The organism is Pseudomonas sp. GZD-222 (assembly GCF_049310525.1).
Classification (GTDB): domain Bacteria; phylum Pseudomonadota; class Gammaproteobacteria; order Pseudomonadales; family Pseudomonadaceae; genus Aquipseudomonas.
Window position 1 is genome coordinate 64,131 of the sequence record NZ_JBMOWO010000044.1, and the last position, 18,590, is coordinate 82,720.

Consider the following 18,590-nt stretch of genomic DNA (forward strand, 5'->3'; position numbering starts at 1 on the left):
TAGCCTGTAAAAAACAGACTTACTCTTCCCCGCCCTCCCCCTCCTCGCCCCTCTATCCTTGCAAAGCCGCAGGACGCGGCCCTGCATAGATCTGGAGCGTTCATGTCCCTCGCCCTTGTCCACAGTCGTGCCCAGGTGGGTGTATCGGCCCCGGCGGTCAGCGTTGAAGCGCATCTGGCCAATGGTCTTCCCGCACTGACACTGGTCGGCCTGCCGGAAGCTACGGTGAAAGAGAGCAAAGACCGGGTGCGCAGCGCGATCCTCAATTCGGGCCTGGAGTTTCCAGCGCGACGTATCACCCTCAACCTCGCGCCAGCAGACTTGCCTAAAGATGGCGGGCGCTTCGACCTGGCAATTGCCTTGGGGATTCTCGCCGCCAATGGCCAGTTTCCGGTCTCGGCACTGAGTGAAGTGGAATGCCTCGGCGAGCTCGCGCTATCCGGGGCCATACGCCCGGTACAAGGCGTGCTGCCGGCGGCCTTGGCGGCCCGAGAAGCAGGGCGAGCACTGGTAGTGCCACAAGAGAATGCCGAGGAGGCCTGCCTAGCATCAGGCTTGGTGGTGTTCGCAGTCGGGCATCTGCTGGAGCTGGTGGCCCACCTCAATGGGCAAACGCCGATCAACCCTTACGCCGCCAACGGCTTGCTACTGCAGGTCCGTCCGTACCCCGACCTGAATGAGGTCCAGGGCCAGCAAGCGGCCAAACGCGCCCTGCTGGTTGCCGCAGCAGGGGCGCACAATCTGCTGTTCAGTGGACCACCTGGCACTGGCAAAACCCTGCTCGCCAGCCGCTTGCCCGGACTGCTGCCGCCGCTGGATGAACGCGAGGCGTTGGAAGTGGCGGCGATTCAATCTGTGGCCAGCCATGTGCCGCTCAGCAGTTGGCCGCAGCGCCCGTTCAGACACCCTCATCACTCGGCTTCCGGGGCGGCTCTGGTGGGGGGCGGCAGCCGTCCGCAACCCGGCGAGATAACCCTCGCCCATCACGGTGTGCTGTTTCTTGATGAATTGCCGGAATTTGAACGACGGGTGCTGGAGGTGCTGCGTGAACCACTTGAGTCCGGCGAAATCGTCATCGCCCGGGCCAAAGATAAAATCCGCTTTCCGGCGCGCTTTCAACTGGTCGCGGCAATGAATCCCTGCCCCTGTGGATATCTCGGCGACCCCACCGGGCGCTGTCGCTGTGGCAGCGATCAGATCCAGCGTTACCGCAACAAGCTATCAGGCCCTCTGTTGGACCGCATCGACCTGCACTTGACCGTCGCCCGTGAAGCCACGGCCTTGTGCCCCGTAGGCAGCAATGGCGAAAGCAGCGCTAGCATCGCCGCCCAGGTCGCTGCCGCGCGAGCAATCCAGCAACAGCGCCAGGGCTGTGCCAATGCCTTTCTCGATCTGCCGGGCTTGCGCCTTCATTGCGAGTTATCCACAGCCGACCAGCACTGGCTGGAGGCCGCCTGTGAACGCTTGATGTTGTCACTGCGTGCGGCACACCGGCTGCTGAAGGTGGCCCGGACACTGGCCGATCTTGAGCAGGCCCGGGACATTGCCCGCGCCCATCTTGCCGAAGCGTTGCAGTACCGGCCGACAACTACCGCATGAGCAATTATTTCAACATTGAAATATATAGTCCCCGATATTTTATTAATACACTCCGCCAATAGCAAGCGCCCTCCATCGACTTGCTTAGCTGATAACGACCACTATAATAGTAAGGAATTCCACAACGCGCGTAGTGCTTGATGATCTACAATTTTCGACTAAAAAACAGCGACCTTGTGGAATTCAATTCCGAGCACTGCAAGATAACCATCAGCAAAGTACAGGGTACCCCAGAGGAATTAACCCTGGCACGCGCGGAGTCAAGAATACTCGAACTTCTGCTATTGGAACCCGGGGCAATCTGTTCGCGCGAGGCCATTCTGGAGTTTGCCTGGGATGACCGCGTCGTCTCGCCAGGCAGCCTCAACCAGTCCATTTTCATGCTCAGAAACATCCTTGGCGACGGCAAGGATCACGAGATAGTGATCACCGTGCCGCGCCGCGGTTACCGCTTCAACAGCGATTATGTGGGCATTCAAGCCGAAGCCGCAGAACAGCCTGTAGAGCAGCCATCGCAGGCAAGCATCACGGACACCGTTGCGCCTGCACCCGCGCCTGAAAAACACCAGGGAATTGGAATGGCCGTCCGCCTGGGTTATCTGGCTGCAGCTGTATTTGCACTATTTTCCGTCTGGCGACTTTATAACTGGTATGAACCTGTAAGCGAATTACATATTGCTGTTATTAAACAAGGCGAACTTTCAATTTCGGCCGTAGGCAAAAGCGAGCAAGAAGTCAATAAACTCAAATCTGATGTACTTGCTTTGGGCATACCCGAAGAAAACATCAAAGGCCAGGTGTTTATCAGCCGCAAGGGTTCACGCGTGAATGTATCGTGCATCAGGGCAACAGGGCGAACTTTCAATCTTGAGTTTCACCTCCAAGATGAACAGCTCATCACCATGTTAAAAAAATGCGTAACAGAACAATGAAGAACAATAGAGTTGTATCGCGCCACTGGTGGGTTATCGCCGCTATTTTCCTGGCCTGCCTGATAATGCTGGTAATCACCCTGCCCCGCCCCTACGTTAATAGCCAGCCCTATCGAACCGAGGGGCGCAACTTCATTGGACAAGATGCCATGGAGTCCAAAGAGGCGCTCACCATCAGTGAACCCAGCGCGGTCATCAGTGTGCTTGAGCGACTGGCAGACAAAGAGCGCCACGTTGCCGTCGGTGCCTCACTGGTAGACACCTCGCGCTGGCGAGTAAAAATCAAGATTGAAGATATCCAGGCCAGCAGCCAGACGGAACTGTTCGACGTCAGCCGTCATTCCGATCTGCTGTTTGCACGCCAGTACTTCAGGCTCGGCTCGATACTCAGTCTGGTCATCATCCCTACCGATAGCGATGCCCTGTGTTACTACTTCCTGGAGCTTGACCGAATGAGGTGCATGAACAACTGACGCCTGGCAGCAGCACCTGCCGCTGCCAGCTTCGACAGGCCACAAATAACAATTTTTGATTCCTGTTTTCCGCACTCGCGGCCCAGAGTGCGCAGACGTCGGTCACCTCAACGTGACGTCAACAGGAACTTCCATGTCTTTTAAAACACTTGCGCTGTTGTTGCTCTCGATGAGCCTGTTTGGTTGCTCGATGGCGCCCAGTATCGATACTGCGATAACGCCGGAACAACAACAGTCCAACGCGCCACTGCACGTCATCGAACACTATGACGGTACGGTTGCCTGGAAAAAATCAGATGTGCCTATGTCAAAAGACCACGACAAGGCCATCTTTATCAACTTGCCGAAAACCATCTCATTCGACAGTAGCGATCCGCGTCTTGCCAAGTTTTCAGGCGATGCAGACAAACTTCGCCTGCACTTTCGAACCCAGTTGGAAAAACAGCTGACTGCTGCAGGTTATCGCTTGGTCGATAAGCCCACTTCAGGGGCGCTGGCACTTCAGGTATCGATTGCCGATATCGAACGCACCCCGCGTGATCCTAACGTCACCGAATACATCCCCATCGGCATGCTGGTTGGCCTCTCCCTGCACGCCACCGGTGTGCGCGACGAAACCCTCTACCTGTTCTTCCAGAGCGATGTCAGCGACAGCCTGAGCGGCGAAACCCTGGGCCGCGCCGTGGACCGCGCCAGCGGCAGGAACATCGGACAAGACCAGGCACCTGTCGTTGAGGACATCTATCCCGCGATGGATACCGCTGCCCAGCTGATTCGCGAACGCCTGGACCGAGAGTTCCAGCCAAAGCCAGCGGCCTGACCCTCCCCCCATTAACCCAACCACATTGGACGAACGATGAAATTCGCAAAACCGCTTGTTGCCGCTCTGTTTGTTTTCACCTCTCTGAATGCCGTGGCGGATGACCGTGGCCTGTATCTGGGCGGTGGCCTGACCCGGGTGGAAACCGACGAGCATCAACTCAGTGACGACGACACCGCCTACAAGGCATTCGTCGGTTACCGACTGAACCCGTACCTGGCACTGGAAGGCGCCTGGGTGGACCTGGGCAAATTCGACGGCGACCACGGCGACTTCGAGGGCCATTCGCTGCAGGCCACCGCTCACCTCGGTTTCCCGATCGGTCAACGCATACGCATGTTCGCCAGCGCCGGGGTCCATGCCTGGGACGCTGACAAGGATGTAGCGGGCGACAGCAGTGACCTGGACATGACCTACGGTCTCGGTGTCGAGGTGGATGTATTCCGTAACATCGGTGTGCGCCTGGAGCAGGAAGTGCTGGAAGTTGGCGATATCGACCTGGACCAGACCAGCGCCAGTGTCTACGTGATGTTCTGAAGCCACGCGCCAGTAGTAATTGCCGCCAACCTGCTCTTTACTAGCAACATCCCAGCGTCGTGAGACAGGTATGTTCGCCTTTGCCCAGAGTTACCCGCTGCTGATCAGCATTAGCCTGATCGCGCTCGACCTTCTGCTCTGGCAGGTGATTCCGGTCACCCGGCGCCCCTTGCGCATTGGTTTGCGCCTGGGCGTATTCCTGCTGTTCACCTGGGTGCTGATCAGTGCCGGGGTCAGCCCGCTGCAAGCCGCGCCCTGGGTCGAGGATGTACCGCGCAACTTGCTCGCGACTGTGCTGGGAATCGGTTGGTGGTTATTCGCAGCGCGGACCATAACGGTGGTGGTCGGGGTCATTCTGGGATCACGCAGCGGCCATACCGGGCGACTGCTGCAGGATGTGCTGGGGGCAGTGATCTTTCTGATCGCCATTGTTGCCGCAGCCGCTTATGTCCTGCAGCTACCGGTCAAAGGCCTGCTGGCGACGTCCGGGGTGATGGCGATCGTCATCGGTCTGGCCTTGCAGAGCACGCTCAGCGATGTGTTCTCCGGCATCGTCCTTAACACCACTCGTCCCTACCAGATCGGTGATTCAATCAGCATCGACGGTACCGAAGGCAAGGTGATCGACATCGACTGGCGTGCCACCCGCCTGCTCACCGGCAACGGCAGCATGGCGGTGATCCCCAACTCGGTCGCGGCCAAGGCCAAGCTGCTCAATTTCAGTCAGCCCAACGATGTGCACGGCGTTTCCATCAGCGTCGTGGTCCCGGCCAAGGTGCGCCCGCGGCGCGTGCTCGATGCCCTGGAAAAAACCCTGCAAGGAACACGTTCGCTGCTCACCACCCCGGCGCCCAAAGCCACGATCAAGAGTTCGACGCTGGAGTCGGTGGAGTACGAAGCGAGTGGTTTCGTCAGCGCCATGGGCCAGAAAGTTGAAGTGCGCAACCATATGTTCGACCTCGCCCACCGTCACCTGGAAGCCGCGGGTGTGGTGTGGAACAGCGACACCCTGACGCCGCAAACCTGGAGCCGCCAGCGCGCCTTGCTTGAAGATGTGCGGATCTTCCGCTCACTGAGCAGTGAGGAAAAGGACAGCCTCAGCCAGCGCATGACGGCGGTGGAATACTTGCCTGAGCAGGTGATCCTGGGGGTAGGTGACAGCTCGGATTACTTGTTGGTGATCGGTACCGGCGTGGTATCAGCAGGCATCTGTGACGGCGACAGGCTGCTCGAGGCCGGGCGCATGGGGCCCGGCGAGGTCCTTGGCCTGGAAGGCCTGCTGGAGACGGAGGACTCCACCGCGCAGTTCCGTACCTTGACCAGTTGCATCCTCTACCGCATCGACAAGGCCGAAGTGCGCAGCTGCCTGGAGCAACGCGGCGAGGTCAAGACGGCGTTGATCAAGCTGCAACGCGTTCGTCAGCAAACCCGCCAGTCGCTGCTGGAGCAGAAACCGGCAGTCATCAAGAAAGGCGGCTTTCTCAGCTGGCTGCACAAGTAGCGACTACAGCACCACGCGCAGACATTGTCCGGCGTGATACAGCGAGAACCCGGTTTCGTAGAAGCCGGCACGCAGCGCTGGGGCCAATACAGGTTTCATTGCCGAGAACGAGATGGGCAGGACATCCGGCGTGTCGTGCAACAGGAACTGAGCGAAAGCCTTGCCGATCACCGTTCCGGTAGTGTTGCCGCGGCCGTTGTAACCGGTGACGGCGACCAGACCCGGTGCGGGTTCGAACAGGCGCATCAGGTGATCGGGGGTAAAGTCGATACAGCCGGTCCAGTGCATTTCCCACTCGACCTTACCCAACTGCGGGAAGTAGTGGTTCTGAATACGGTCGGCCCAACTGCGGATGAACCAGCCTGGTTTGTTATCGACCCGGCCCATGCTGCCGAGCAATAGCCGGCCTTCATCGTCACGACGAATGCTGCTCAGCACCGTGCGGGTATCCCAGGAACCCTGACCATGGCGCAGCACACTGTCGGCGGCTTCGCCCTGCAGTGGCACCGACGCGACCTGGTAGTAGTAACCGCGGAAGAATTGCTTCTGCAGCGTGGTCCAGTCGCCTTCGGTGTACGCACCAGTGGAGATCACCACCTTATCGGCACTGACCGCGCCATTGCCGGTTTTAACCCGCCAGCCACTGCCTTCACGCTCCAGGCCCTCGACCGCGGACTGCTGGAAGATCCGCCCACCCAGGCGGGTGACCGCTGCGGCCAGGCCTTGGGTATAGGCCATGGGGTTGATGGTGCCGGCGCGGCGATCGAGCAGCGCGGCGGAAATCTGGTCGGTACCGCAATACTCCTCGCAGCGAGCGCCGGTCAGCAGTTCGACGTCGGCACCGCGACGGCTCCACTGCGCATGACGCGCTTCGAGGTCGGCAATACCCGTGGCGTTATGCGCCATGTGCAAGGTGCCGGTGTTGTGTGCCTGGCACTCGATGCCCAGGCGTTTGATGGTGGCGAAGACTTCAGCCGGTGCTTCGCCCAGCACCTTGTTCAGGCGACTGCCTTGCTGTTGGCCGAGGGTGGCTTCGACATCGTCAGGACGAATCCAGGTACCGGCGTTGACCAGCCCGACGTTGCGCCCGGAACCGCCGTGGCCGATTTTCCAGGCCTCCAGCAGCACGACCGACTTGCCCGCTTCCAGTAAGTGAAGTGCGGCGCTAAGCCCGGTAATGCCGCCGCCAATGACGCAGACATCGGCCTTGAGTTCGGTGGCCAGCTTATCGACCGGCGTAGCGAGCCTGGTTACGTGTTCCCACAGACATTGTTGACGCAGCTCTGGCATGGCCGGTTTCCTTCATTGTTCTTGTTATTCGCCTGTAGGAGCGGATTCATCCGCGATGGGCCGCAGCGCGGCCCCAAAAGATGGGCCTGCTACGCAGTCCATCGCGGATAAATCCGCTCCTACACCCCGCGATTACCAAAATCAGTCGAACACAATCCCCTGAGCCAACGGCAGCTCACGCGAATAGTTCACCGTATTGGTCTGCCGACGCATGTAGGCTTTCCACGAATCGGAACCCGACTCACGGCCGCCACCGGTTTCTTTCTCGCCACCGAAAGCACCACCAATTTCTGCACCGCTGGTGCCGATGTTGACGTTGGCAATACCGCAGTCACTGCCCGACGCACTCTGGAAGCGCTCGGCTTCACGCAGGTCAGTGGTGAAGATGCACGAGGACAGACCTTGTGGCACTTCGTTGTTCAGGCGCAGGGCCTCTTCGAAGTCGTCATAGGCCAGCACGTAGAGGATCGGTGCGAAGGTCTCGTGACGTACCACGGCGCTCTGGGCCGGCATTTCTGCAATGGCCGGAGTCACGTAGTAAGCGTTCGGGTATTGCTCCTGCAGCTGGCGTTCACCGCCAAACACCTGACCGCCTTCGTCGCGGGCACGGGCCAGCGCGTCTTGCATGGCGCTGAAGGAAAGCTTGTCGATCAGCGGACCGACCAGGTTGTCTTGGCGTGGATCGCCAATACGCACCTTGGCGTAAGCGGCTTTGACCCGCGCCACTACCTCGTCCTTGATCGAGCGGTGCACGATCAGGCGGCGCAAGGTGGTGCAACGCTGACCGGCAGTACCGACGGCGCTGAACAGGATGCCGCGCACGGCCAGGTCCAGATCGGCGCTAGGCGCCAGGATCATGGCGTTGTTGCCACCGAGTTCGAGGATGCTGCGACCAAAGCGTGCGGCAACCCGAGGACCGACTTCGCGGCCCATGCGCGTGCTGCCGGTGGCGCTGACCAGCGGTACGCGCGGGTCGTCGACCAGGGCTTCACCGGCTTCGCGATCACCGATGATCAGCTGGCTCAGGCCTTCCGGTGCATCACCAAAGGCTTTCAGGGCCTTCTCGAACAGCGCCTGGCAGGCCAGTGCGGTCAGTGGCGTCTTCTCCGATGGTTTCCAGACCACGGCGTTGCCGCAGACCAGTGCCAGCGAGGTGTTCCAGGCCCAGACTGCAACCGGGAAGTTGAAGGCGCTGATGACCCCGACCACACCCAGCGGGTGCCAGGTTTCACGCATGTGGTGGCCAGGACGCTCGGAGGCGATGGTCAGGCCGTACAGCTGGCGCGACAGGCCAACGGCGAAGTCGCAGATGTCGATCATTTCCTGCACTTCACCCAGGCCTTCCTGGGTGATCTTGCCGGCTTCGACAGAAACCAGTTCGCCGAGCGCAGCCTTGTTTTCCCGCAGGATTTCACCGAACAGACGAATCAGCTCACCGCGACGCGGCGCCGGAACGTTGCGCCAGGCCTGGAAGGCTTGCTCGGCCGTGTCGATCTTGGCTACAACCTGGGCTTTGCTTTCCAGGTGCACCGAGGCAATCGCGCTGCCATCGATAGGGGTGTGAACGGGATGGTTGCCGTGGGTGTAGGCACTGGCCGGGACACCGAGGCGGTCAAGCAGTCCATCAACCATTTTCTTCTCCTGCATGCGATGAGTGGTTGAATTAGTGATCCGGATCAGTATTAATCCGATCACTCTGGTGCAACAAACGACCTTTATTCTGCATATCATTCCGCCAGGTAATGATCTACCTGCTTAGAGACCGCTATGTCCAAACGTCTGGTGCCATCGATGGCCGCGCTGCAGTGTTTCGAGGCTGCCGCCCGGCACCTGAGCTTCACCCGCGCGGCCGAAGAACTGCACCTGACCCAGAGCGCGGTGAGCAAGCAGGTCGCACAGCTTGAAGAAATGCTGCGTCATCACCTGTTCCTGCGTATCCGTCGCCGTCTGCAACTGACACCAGCAGGCGCGCTTTACCTGGCCGAGGTCAACAAGATCCTCACCCAGGTCGACATGTCCAGCCGCTACATCCTCTCCTATGGCGAACAAACTGAAGTATTGAAGGTAGCCACTCAACCGAGTTTTGGCGTGCGCTGGTTGATTCCCCACCTCAAAGGCTTCGGCAAGCGCCACCCGAACATCCACCTGGATATCCGCAACGAGATGGAGCCCTTTGCCTTGTTGCAGGGCAAGGCTGACGTGGTGTTCTTCTTTGGCCAGGGCACCTGGCCCGGGGCGACCTGTGTAGAACTGTTCGGCGAAGAGGTGGTACCGGTGTGCGCACCGGAGCTGATGCAAGGTCGCACGCTCAAAGACGCCAATGAACTGTCCGAACTGGTGCTGCTGCAAAGCACTTCGCGCCCGGAGGCCTGGCACGAGTGGTTCCTTGAACAAGGTTTGCATTCGGCCCAGAGCTATCACGGGCCACGCTTCGACACCTTCTATATGAGCCTGAGCGCCGCCCAGTCCGGATGTGGCGTAGCCCTGGTGCCGCGTTACCTGGTGGCTCAGGAGCTGGCCGAAGGCAAATTGATCGTGCCCTGGCAGCACAGTATGCGCAGCAACGGCTCACATTTTCTGGCCTTTGCCGAACACGCCGCGGAAGTGCCGAAAGTGCGCGCACTGGTCGATTGGGTCGCCGCCGAACTGGCACCCAAGGATCAAGAATTAACGGAATGACTGATCGACTTTTTTTCGCTTGCAGGAGCAGTGCATTCCTCGCTTTCATGTAGGGGTGCCCACTTCACCAGGAAGCTTACGATGCCCGCTCAAGATTTCGTCAGCCCGGACAGCATTCGCGCGCAGTTCTCGGCCGCCATGTCGCTCATGTATAAACAGGAAGTGCCGCTGTACGGCACCCTGTTGTCACTGGTGAGCGAAATCAACCAGCAGGTCATGGCCGAGCAGCCAGAAGTGGCCCAGGCTCTGCGCTGGACCGGCGAGATCGAGCGCCTGGACCAGGAACGTCACGGCGCCATCCGTGTTGGCAGCGCCGAAGAGCTGGCGACCATTGCCCGCCTGTTCGCGGTAATGGGCATGCAGCCGGTGGGTTACTACGACCTCAGTTCGGCCGGTGTGCCGGTGCACTCCACCGCGTTCCGTGCCATTCACGAACAATCGCTGCACATCAGCCCGTTCCGGGTCTTCACCTCGCTGCTGCGCCTGGAGCTGATCGACAATCCGGCCTTGCGCGAGCTGTCGCGGCAGATCCTCGCCAAGCGGCAGATCTTCACCCCGCGCGCCCTCGAGCTGATTCAACAGTTCGAAGCGGATGGCGGCCTGAATGCCGACGATGCCGGCACCTTTGTTGACGAGGCGTTGCACACTTTCCGCTGGCATCACGACGCCACGGTGACTGCCGAGCAGTATCAACAGCTGCATGATCAACACCGCCTGATCGCCGATGTGGTGGCCTTCAAGGGCCCGCACATCAACCACCTGACCCCGCGCACCCTGGACATCGATGCGATCCAGTCGGGCATGCCGGCCAAGGGCATTCCACCCAAGGCTGTGATCGAAGGACCACCGCCGCGTCGCTACCCGATCCTGCTGCGTCAGACCAGCTTCAAGGCCCTGCAGGAAAAGGTCGCCTTCAGTGGCCAGCAAGGTGCTGCGGGCGGCAGTCACACGGCGCGCTTCGGCGAAATCGAACAGCGTGGCGCAGCGCTGACGCCGAAGGGGCGCCAGCTCTATGACCAATTGCTCGACACCGCCCGCGAGGCGCTGGGCGGAGTACCGGCAGAAGCCAATGCTGAACGCTATATGAGCCTGCTCAAGGACAGCTTCCAGGCGTTCCCGGATAACCTCGCGCAGATGCGCGAGCAGGGTCTGGCGTATTTCCGCTACTTCCCCACCGAACGCGGCCTGGCGGCACGTGGCGACACCGGGCGTCCGACTTCATTGAATGGCCTGATCGACGCAGGGCATGTGCATTTCGAAGCCCTGGTGTATGAAGACTTTTTGCCAGTGAGCGCAGCGGGAATCTTCCAGTCCAACCTGGGTGACGATGCGCAAAGTGAATACGGCAGCAATGCCAACCGCGATGCCTTTGAACAGGCGCTGGGCAAGTCGGTGCAGGATGAGCTGGAGCTGTATGCGCAGAGTCAGCAGCGGTCGTTGCAAGCCTGTGCCAAGGCGCTGGATTTGCCGGGGCTGTAAAGGCCTCTTCGCGGGGCAAGCCCGCTCCCACCGGGGTTATCTCAGCCTCTGTGGGAGCGGGCTCGCCCCGCGATAGCTATCTGAGGACTTCCACCTTGGGTAAGTCCATCGCATCCGCCTCACCCTGCAGAAAATCACTCAAGCGCCGCAGTCGCTCACCGCCCGGACGGGTTTTCGGCCACACCAGGTAATAGTCCAGCCCACTGGCCACCGCTGTCGGCCAGGGCAAGCTCAAACGCCCCTGGGCCACATCCTCGGCCACCATCAACAAATCGCCCATGGATACACCGTAACCCCGCGCAGCAGCGATCATGCCCAGCTCCAGGGTATCGAACACCTGACCGCCCTTGAGCGAGACCTTGTCCGTCAGACCCATGCGCGCCAGCCAGCTGCGCCAGTCACGTTTGTCCGGTGTCGGGTGCAGCAGTTCGATACCGGCCAGGCGCTTGACGTCCCAAGGGCCTTCGGCCAGCAGGTCGGGAGCGCCGACCGGGATCAGCAGCTCGGAAAACAGCCGCGACACTTCCCAGTCCGGCGGAAAGTGCCCATCACCCAGCAATACCGCGCAGTCAAAGGGCTCGTGGTTGAAGTCGACATGGTCGACATCCATCCAGGCACTGGTTAGCTGCACCTCATTGCCCGGCTGCAGATGACGAAAACGACTGAGCCGCGCCAACAGCCAGCGCATGGTCAGAGTCGAGGGCGCCTTCATGCGCAGGATGTCGTCCTCACTGCGCAGCGTGTTGCACGCGCGCTCCAGTGCGGCAAAGCCTTCACGCACGCCGGGCAGCAACAGCCGAGCCGCTTCACTCAACTGCAAACTGCGGCCGTTGCGCACGAATAAACGACAGGCGAAATGCTCTTCCAGCGTGCGGATATGCCGGCTGACAGCGCTCTGGGTGATTGATAACTCATCCCCGGCGCGGGTGAAGGAGCTGTGCCGGGCGGCCGCTTCAAAGGCACGCAAGGCATACAACGGCGGCAAACGACGGGACATGAACGAATCCTCCGCAGGGGCCCGGGGCAATGCACAGCATCATACTGGCATGAGTTTTAGTCATGCCACCGATCGTTATTATCCTTTTGCGAATAACCGCATAAAGGATGAGAATTTCACGCTTTCCCACAGCAGTGTCAGAAAAGGACGATTCAATGCAGGCCGCACCCACTCATGAACTCAAGGCCCTGTTGCGCCTGGCCGGTCCTCTGATCGCCTCGCAGCTGGCCCACATGCTGATGGTGCTGACCGACACCCTGATGATGGCCCGCATCAGCCCCCAGGCCCTGGCCGGTGGTGGACTGGGCGCAGCGAGCTATTCGTTCGTATCGATTTTCTGCCTGGGGGTAATCGCCGCCGTCGGCACCCTGGTGGCGATTCGCAAGGGCGCCGGCGATATCGTTGGCGCCACCCGCCTGACCCAGGCCGGACTCTGGCTGGCCTGGGTCATGGCCCTGGTTGCGGCGCTGGCACTGTGGAACCTGGAGCCGGTGCTGTTGCTGCTTGGCCAGAGCCCCGAAAACGTCGACTCCGCCGCCCAGTTCCTGCTGTTACTGCCCTTCGCCCTGCCCGGCTACCTGAGTTTCATGGCCCTGCGTGGCTTTACCAGCGCCATCGGCCGTTCAACACCGGTGATGGTCATCAGCCTGGTCGGCACCGTGGCCAACTTCCTGCTCAACTATGCGCTGATCGAGGGCATGTTCGGCTTGCCGAAGCTGGGCCTGGTCGGCATCGGCCTGGTCACCGCCGTGGTAGCCAACTGCATGGCAGTGGCCATGGCCCTGTACATCCGCTGGCACCCGGCCTATGCGCCCTACCCGATCCGCAAGGGCCTGAGCCGCCCGTCATGGCCGGCCCTGCGTGAACTCTGGCGCCTGGGTCTGCCGATTGGCGGAACCTATACCGTGGAAGTCGGCCTGTTTGCCTTTGCCGCGCTGAGCATGGGTGTACTCGGCAGCACTGAACTGGCGGCGCATCAGATTGCCCTGCAGATCGTTTCTACTGCGTTCATGATCCCGGCCGGGCTGTCCTACGCAGTGACCATGCGCGTCGGGCTTTACTACGGCGCGGGCAATCTGCTCGGCGCGCGGCATGCCGGGCGGGTCGGGATCGGCTTCGGCGCAACCATGATGCTGATGTTCGCCATCCTCTTCTGGCTGCTGCCAGACCCATTGGTAGGGCTGTTCCTTGACCACGGCGACCCGGCCTTTGCCGACATCATCCAGCTGGCCGTGAGCCTGTTGATGGTCGCGGCCTGGTTTGAGCTGTTTGACGGCGTGCAGACCATCGCCATGGGCTCGATCCGTGGCCTCAAGGATGCCAAGACTACCTTCCTGGTGGGCCTGTTCTGTTACTGGGTGATCGGTGCTCCCGCGGCCTGGCTGCTGGCCTTCACCCTCGGTATGGGCGCGGTTGGCGTCTGGTGGGGCCTGGCACTGGGCCTGGCCTGTGCGGCGGTGAGCCTGACCCTGGCGTTCGAGTGGCGAATGAAACGGATGTTGGGGCGCTCTGGTGGGGTGAACAAGGCCACTGCTTCTGCGATCTGAAGACTCTATCGCGGGGCAAACCCGCTCCCACCGCCCCCCCGGTGGGAGCGGGCTTGCCCCGCGACGCTTTTGCCCCCAAAACAACAACTGCCGCGCCGAGCCACTGAGCAAAAACGCCATCAACTCATCAATCGGCAACGGCCGGCTGATCAGGAAACCCTGCACCTGATCGCAGTTGAAACTGCGCAACAGGTCCATCTGCTCCGGGGTTTCCACGCCTTCGGCCACCACCTCGAGGTTGAGGTTGTGCGCCAGGTTGATCATGGCGTGCACCAGCTTGCGGTTCTCTTCGCGCTTTTCCATACCGCCGACAAAACTGCGATCGACCTTGAGCAAGGTGATCGGCAAGCTGTTGAGATGGACGAAGGAAGAAAAGCCGGTGCCAAAGTCATCGAGGGAAAAGCGCACTCCCAGACGCCCCAGGGCATCCATGGTCTGCTCGACCAGGTCGTTACGACGCATCACCGCGGTTTCGGTGAGCTCGAACTCCAGCCAGCGCGCATCGACACCATGCTCGATGATCAACCGGCTCAGGGTGGCCAGTAGCTGGCTGTCCTGAAACTGCCGGAACGACAGGTTCACCGCCATGTGCAGCGGCGCCAGGCCCTGTTCGCGCAAGGCCTGCATATCGCGCAAGGCACGGGAAATCACCCAGTAGCCCAAGGGCACGATCAGCCCGCTCTGCTCGGCCAGGGGCACGAACTCGCTGGGCGGCAATAGGCCACGCTCGGCATGACGCCAGCGCACCAGCGCCTCCAGGCCGACAATGCGCCCGTCGGCCATGTCCAGCCGCGGCTGGTAATGCAGCTCCAGTTCATCGCGACGCAAGGCGCGGCGTAGTTCGCTTTCCAGGTCGGCGAGGCTGCGCGCGTTGCGGTTGATACGTTCGTTGAAGATATGAAAGGTGCAGCCTTGGGTGCCCTTGGCCTGCTGCATGGCAATGTGCGCGTGCCACATCAGCGGGTCCGCACCGCCCTGGGCGCGAGCATGGGCGACACCCAGGCTGCAACCCAGCAGCAGGCTCTCGCCATCGACCCAGTAGGGCTCGGCCAGGGCTTCGGTAATACGTTCGGCCATCCACTCGGCGCGCTGTGGCTCGCGTCGGGTGTCGATCAGCAGGGCAAATTCATCGCTGCCCAGGCGCGCGACCTGATCGCCCGCTTCAAGCTGACTCTTCAGACGCCCGACTACCTGCAAAATCAGGCGGTCGCCGGCCTGATGGCCAAGCGCGTCATTGGCACGGCGAAAGTTGTCCAGGTCGAGGTGACCGAGGGCTACACCGCGCCCCTCGTTGTCGGCCAGGCGCGCGGCCAGCAGGGTCTGGAAGCCCTGGCGGTTGGCGATACCGGTCAGCGGGTCCTGCTCGGCCAGGCGCTGCAGGGTGGCTTCCAGCACGCCACGCTCGCGCACATGACGCAAGCTGCGGCGCAAGGTGTCGGGACCAAGCTGGTCCAATACCAGCCAGTCGCTGACGCCCGGCGGCGGCACCTGTGGCTCCTGCTCAAGCAACAGCACCATCGGCAGAATGCATCGTCCGGGCGCCGGTTGCAGCTGCGGGGTAGCCAGCACTACTGCGTTGCGATCATTGGCAAACAGGCTGTCGACTGCGTCCCAGTTCGGTGCGGTCAACATCACCGCACTGCCCGCCAGCGGCGCCAGGCAATCACGCAAGGCCGCGGCCCATTCGGGTTCGTCAGCCAGCAAGAGCAAACGCAAGGGTTCGACAGGCGTAGACAAGCTGGCTCCTTAGGACGTGGACACAGTCAAATGACAATGGGCAGCGAGAGGCTCATCCTAAACCATTAGTGAAAATGATTTTCACTTAAAGTCGCGCCACTCCATTGCCGACATCCCGCAGGTTTCTGCCGTGCATCCTGCGGGAAAGTATCAAAAGCGGCAAATTTAGATCGAGTGGTACGTCACACTGTCAGACGGTCGCGGCAGAATCTTTCTACCCCTGCTAAAATGCGCGGCTATTTTTCAGGCGTCCCCGGTTCTCGTCATGTCCCGACTCAATCCCCGGCAACAAGAAGCCGTGAACTACGTCGGCGGCCCACTTTTGGTGCTCGCCGGTGCCGGCTCCGGCAAAACCAGCGTGATCACCCGTAAAATCGCGCATCTGATCCAGAACTGCGGCATCCGTGCGCAGTACATCGTGGCCATGACCTTCACCAACAAGGCCGCGCGGGAGATGAAAGAGCGGGTCGGCACCCTGCTGCGCAAAGGCGAAGGGCGCGGCCTGACCGTGTCGACCTTCCACAACCTGGGCCTGAACATCATCCGCAAGGAACATCAACGCCTGGGCTACAAGCCGGGCTTCTCGATTTTCGACGAGACCGATGTCAAAGCCTTGATGACCGACATCATGCAGAAGGAATACTCGGGCGACGACGGCGTCGACGAGATCAAGAACATGATCGGCGCCTGGAAGAACGACCTGATCCTGCCGCCCGAGGCCCTGGAAAAATCGCGCAACCCCAAAGAGCAGACCGCAGCCATCGTCTACGCCCACTACCAGCGCACGCTCAAGGCGTTCAACGCGGTGGACTTCGACGACCTGATCCTGCTGCCGGTGAAGCTGTTCGAGGAACACGCCGACATCCTCGAAAAGTGGCAGAACAAGGTGCGCTACCTGCTGGTGGACGAATACCAGGACACCAACGCCAGTCAGTACCTGCTGGTGAAAATGCTCATCGGCACGCGCAATCAGTTCACCGTGGTCGGCGACGACGACCAGTCGATCTACGCCTGGCGCGGCGCGCGCCCGGAAAACCTGATGCTGCTCAAAGACGATTACCCGTCGCTGAAGGTGGTGATGCTCGAGCAGAACTACCGCTCCACCAGCCGCATCCTGCGCTGCGCCAACGTACTGATCTCGAACAACCCGCACGCGTTCGAGAAGCAACTGTGGAGTGAGATGGGCCACGGTGACGAGATCCGCGTGATCCGCTGCAAGAACGAGGAATCCGAGGCCGAACGGGTGGCCATGGAAATCCTCAGCCTGCACCTGCGCACCGACCGTCCTTACAGTGACTTCGCGATCCTTTACCGCGGCAACTACCAGGCCAAGCTGATCGAGCTGAAGCTGCAGCACCATCAGGTGCCGTATCGCCTGTCCGGTGGCAACAGCTTCTTCGGACGCCAGGAAGTGAAGGACCTGATGGCCTACTTCCGCCTGCTGGTTAACCCGGATGACGACAACGCCTACCTGCGGGTGATCAACGTACCGCGCCGGGAAATCGGCTCGACGACCCTGGAAAAGCTCGGCAACTACGCCACCGAACGCAAGATCTCGATGTACGCCGCCAGCGAGGAGCTGGGCCTCGGTGAGCATCTGGACAGTCGCTTCACCGACCGCCTGCAGCGCTTCAAGCGTTGGATGGACAATGTCCGTGAGCAGGTTGCCCTGGAAGACCCGATCGCGGCCCTGCGCAACATGGTCACCGACATCGACTACGAGAACTGGATTCGCACCAACAGCTCCAGCGACAAAGCCGCGGACTTCCGCATGGGTAACGTCTGGTTCCTGATCGAGGCGTTGAAAAACACCCTCGAGAAAGACGAAGACGGTGAGATGACCATCGAGGAAGCCATCGGCAAGCTGGTCCTGCGTGACATGCTCGAACGCCAGCAGGAAGAAGAAGACGGCGCCGAGGGCGTGCAGATGATGACCCTGCATGCGTCCAAGGGCCTGGAATTCCCGTACGTGTTCATCATGGGCATGGAGGAAGAGATCCTTCCGCACCGCTCCAGCATCGAAGCCGACACCATTGAAGAAGAACGGCGTCTGGCCTACGTGGGCATTACCCGCGCGCGCCAGACCCTGGCCTTCACCTTTGCCGCCAAGCGCAAGCAGTACGGCGAGATCATCGATTGCGCGCCGAGCCGCTTCCTTGACGAGCTGCCCGACGACGACCTGGCCTGGGAAGGCCTGGACGATGCGCCCACCGAAGTGAAGGCGGCGCGCGGCAATAATGCACTGGCCGATATCCGCGCCATGCTGAAACGTTAGATAATCAACCTTTGCTGCGGCGCACTGCCGTAGCCACTCTTGCTACATCGAGGAAATACCACAGTGGAAGCACTGCACCAGAAGATTCGCGAAGAAGGCATCGTGCTTTCCGATCAGGTTCTCAAAGTCGATGCGTTTCTCAACCATCAGATCGACCCTGCGCTGATGCAACTGATTGGCGACGAGTTCGCCCGGCTATACGCCGACTCCGGCGTCACCAAGATCGTCACCATCGAAGCCTCGGGCATTGCCCCGGCAGTGATGACCGGCCTGAAGCTGGGTGTACCGGTGATTTTCGCGCGTAAGCACCAGTCGCTGACCCTGACCGAGAACCTGCTGACCGCCTCGGTGTATTCCTTCACCAAGCAGACCGAAAACACCGTGGCGATTTCCCCGCGCCATCTGAACAGCAGCGACCGCGTGCTGGTAATCGACGACTTCCTGGCCAACGGCAAAGCCTCCCAGGCGCTGATCTCGATCATCAAGCAAGCGGGCGCTACCGTTGCCGGTCTGGGTATCGTCATCGAGAAGTCGTTCCAGGGCGGCCGTGCCGAACTGGACAGCCAGGGCTACCGCGTTGAATCGCTGGCCCGGGTCAAGTCGCTCAAAGACGGCGTGGTTACTTTCATCGAGTAACATTTGATCGCGGGGCAAGTCGGGTCGCCGCACCGCCGCCCCCACAGGTATTGTGCTGCCCCTGTGGGGGCGGCGGTGCGGCGACCCG

15 protein-coding genes and 1 pseudogene are annotated in these 18,590 nt (G+C 60.8%); 12 read left to right on the forward strand and 4 right to left on the reverse strand.

The window, feature by feature from the left end:
* The first annotated feature begins 102 nt into the window (after positions 1-102).
* The 6 genes from ACO6VD_RS07990 (at position 103) to ACO6VD_RS08015 (ending at position 5,862) form a co-directional block, all read left to right on the forward strand.
* Entirely contained in the window at positions 103-1,599 is a 1,497-nt protein-coding gene (locus tag ACO6VD_RS07990; RefSeq protein WP_422418174.1) for a YifB family Mg chelatase-like AAA ATPase, read from the forward strand.
* A 140-nt stretch (positions 1,600-1,739) separates the two neighbouring features.
* A complete protein-coding gene (locus tag ACO6VD_RS07995) occupies positions 1,740-2,531 on the forward strand; it encodes a winged helix-turn-helix domain-containing protein (protein ID WP_422418176.1) in 792 nt (263 codons plus the stop codon).
* Positions 2,513-3,004 carry a hypothetical protein gene (locus tag ACO6VD_RS08000; protein WP_422418178.1) on the forward strand — a complete coding sequence of 164 codons (492 nt, stop codon included), beginning with the start codon at positions 2,513-2,515 and terminating at the stop codon, positions 3,002-3,004. Before ACO6VD_RS07995 ends, ACO6VD_RS08000 begins: the two co-directional genes overlap by 19 nt.
* 133 nt (positions 3,005-3,137) lie before the next feature.
* Positions 3,138-3,824: a DUF3313 family protein gene (locus tag ACO6VD_RS08005; protein WP_422418179.1), complete on the forward strand. Its 687-nt coding sequence runs from the start codon at positions 3,138-3,140 to the stop codon at positions 3,822-3,824.
* Positions 3,825-3,860: 36 nt separating this feature from the next.
* A complete protein-coding gene (locus ACO6VD_RS08010; RefSeq protein WP_422418181.1) occupies positions 3,861-4,361 on the forward strand; it encodes an outer membrane beta-barrel protein in 501 nt (166 codons plus the stop codon).
* A 70-nt stretch (positions 4,362-4,431) separates the two neighbouring features.
* Positions 4,432-5,862 (forward strand): mechanosensitive ion channel domain-containing protein, encoded by a 1,431-nt coding sequence (locus ACO6VD_RS08015; RefSeq protein ID WP_422418183.1) that lies wholly within the window; start codon positions 4,432-4,434, stop codon positions 5,860-5,862.
* Between the two features lie 3 nt (positions 5,863-5,865).
* On the opposite strand, the gene ACO6VD_RS08020 is transcribed toward ACO6VD_RS08015, so the two are convergent.
* Positions 5,866-7,152 carry an NAD(P)/FAD-dependent oxidoreductase gene (locus tag ACO6VD_RS08020; RefSeq protein ID WP_422418185.1) on the reverse strand — a complete coding sequence of 429 codons (1,287 nt, stop codon included), beginning with the start codon at positions 7,150-7,152 and terminating at the stop codon, positions 5,866-5,868.
* Positions 7,153-7,293: 141 nt separating this feature from the next.
* On the reverse strand, positions 7,294-8,784 hold the full coding sequence (locus ACO6VD_RS08025) for an aldehyde dehydrogenase family protein (RefSeq protein ID WP_422418187.1): 1,491 nt from the start codon (positions 8,782-8,784) through the stop codon (positions 7,294-7,296).
* Between the two features lie 135 nt (positions 8,785-8,919).
* Between ACO6VD_RS08025 and gcvA the strand changes: the two genes are divergently transcribed.
* Both gcvA and hglS read left to right on the forward strand, forming a co-directional pair.
* Positions 8,920-9,831 carry a transcriptional regulator GcvA gene (gene gcvA, locus ACO6VD_RS08030; RefSeq protein ID WP_422418189.1) on the forward strand — a complete coding sequence of 304 codons (912 nt, stop codon included), beginning with the start codon at positions 8,920-8,922 and terminating at the stop codon, positions 9,829-9,831.
* A gap of 81 nt (positions 9,832-9,912) precedes the next feature.
* Positions 9,913-11,310: a 2-oxoadipate dioxygenase/decarboxylase HglS gene (hglS, locus tag ACO6VD_RS08035; RefSeq protein ID WP_422418191.1), complete on the forward strand. Its 1,398-nt coding sequence runs from the start codon at positions 9,913-9,915 to the stop codon at positions 11,308-11,310.
* Positions 11,311-11,386: 76 nt separating this feature from the next.
* On the opposite strand, the gene ACO6VD_RS08040 is transcribed toward hglS, so the two are convergent.
* Positions 11,387-12,307, reverse strand: a complete 921-nt coding sequence (locus ACO6VD_RS08040) for a LysR substrate-binding domain-containing protein (RefSeq protein ID WP_422418193.1) — start codon at positions 12,305-12,307, stop codon at positions 11,387-11,389.
* Here ACO6VD_RS08040 and ACO6VD_RS08045 point away from each other — a divergent pair.
* Together ACO6VD_RS08045 and ACO6VD_RS08050 are read left to right on the forward strand one after the other, a co-directional pair.
* Positions 12,306-12,485, forward strand: a complete 180-nt coding sequence (locus ACO6VD_RS08045) for a hypothetical protein (RefSeq protein ID WP_422418194.1) — start codon at positions 12,306-12,308, stop codon at positions 12,483-12,485. The two genes, ACO6VD_RS08040 and ACO6VD_RS08045, sit on opposite strands and share 2 nt — an antisense overlap.
* Positions 12,463-13,854 (forward strand): NorM family multidrug efflux MATE transporter, encoded by a 1,392-nt coding sequence (locus ACO6VD_RS08050; protein WP_422418195.1) that lies wholly within the window; start codon positions 12,463-12,465, stop codon positions 13,852-13,854. The genes ACO6VD_RS08045 and ACO6VD_RS08050 overlap by 23 nt, the downstream gene beginning before the upstream one ends.
* A 108-nt stretch (positions 13,855-13,962) precedes the next feature.
* On the opposite strand, the pseudogene ACO6VD_RS08055 reads toward ACO6VD_RS08050, so the two are convergent.
* Positions 13,963-15,591, reverse strand: a pseudogene (locus ACO6VD_RS08055) (putative bifunctional diguanylate cyclase/phosphodiesterase); the annotation flags it as partial.
* 265 nt (positions 15,592-15,856) lie between these two features.
* Here ACO6VD_RS08055 and rep point away from each other — a divergent pair.
* Both rep and ACO6VD_RS08065 read left to right on the forward strand, forming a co-directional pair.
* The gene (gene rep, locus ACO6VD_RS08060) at positions 15,857-17,866 is read left to right on the forward strand and encodes a DNA helicase Rep (protein ID WP_422418197.1); all 2,010 of its coding nucleotides are present in this window, start codon (positions 15,857-15,859) and stop codon (positions 17,864-17,866) included.
* Positions 17,867-17,929: 63 nt separating this feature from the next.
* Positions 17,930-18,502, forward strand: a complete 573-nt coding sequence (locus ACO6VD_RS08065; protein ID WP_038615864.1) for a xanthine phosphoribosyltransferase — start codon at positions 17,930-17,932, stop codon at positions 18,500-18,502.
* The last annotated feature ends 88 nt before the right edge of the window (positions 18,503-18,590 follow it).

Bases quoted from the DNA above. Each gene is read 5' to 3' on its own strand.
- ACO6VD_RS07990 (WP_422418174.1), top strand. From the start codon at position 103: ATGTCCCTCGCCCTTGTCCACAGTCGTGCCCAGGTGGGTGTATCGGCC.
- hglS (WP_422418191.1), top strand. From the start codon at position 9,913: ATGCCCGCTCAAGATTTCGTCAGCCCGGACAGCATTCGCGCGCAGTTC.
- ACO6VD_RS07995 (WP_422418176.1), top strand. From the start codon at position 1,740: ATGATCTACAATTTTCGACTAAAAAACAGCGACCTTGTGGAATTCAAT.
- ACO6VD_RS08045 (WP_422418194.1), top strand. From the start codon at position 12,306: ATGAACGAATCCTCCGCAGGGGCCCGGGGCAATGCACAGCATCATACT.
- gcvA (WP_422418189.1), top strand. From the start codon at position 8,920: ATGTCCAAACGTCTGGTGCCATCGATGGCCGCGCTGCAGTGTTTCGAG.
- ACO6VD_RS08015 (WP_422418183.1), top strand. From the start codon at position 4,432: ATGTTCGCCTTTGCCCAGAGTTACCCGCTGCTGATCAGCATTAGCCTG.
- ACO6VD_RS08040 (WP_422418193.1), bottom strand. From the start codon at position 12,307: ATGTCCCGTCGTTTGCCGCCGTTGTATGCCTTGCGTGCCTTTGAAGCG.
- ACO6VD_RS08020 (WP_422418185.1), bottom strand. From the start codon at position 7,152: ATGCCAGAGCTGCGTCAACAATGTCTGTGGGAACACGTAACCAGGCTC.
- ACO6VD_RS08010 (WP_422418181.1), top strand. From the start codon at position 3,861: ATGAAATTCGCAAAACCGCTTGTTGCCGCTCTGTTTGTTTTCACCTCT.
- ACO6VD_RS08000 (WP_422418178.1), top strand. From the start codon at position 2,513: ATGCGTAACAGAACAATGAAGAACAATAGAGTTGTATCGCGCCACTGG.
- ACO6VD_RS08025 (WP_422418187.1), bottom strand. From the start codon at position 8,784: ATGGTTGATGGACTGCTTGACCGCCTCGGTGTCCCGGCCAGTGCCTAC.
- rep (WP_422418197.1), top strand. From the start codon at position 15,857: ATGTCCCGACTCAATCCCCGGCAACAAGAAGCCGTGAACTACGTCGGC.
- ACO6VD_RS08050 (WP_422418195.1), top strand. From the start codon at position 12,463: ATGCAGGCCGCACCCACTCATGAACTCAAGGCCCTGTTGCGCCTGGCC.
- ACO6VD_RS08005 (WP_422418179.1), top strand. From the start codon at position 3,138: ATGTCTTTTAAAACACTTGCGCTGTTGTTGCTCTCGATGAGCCTGTTT.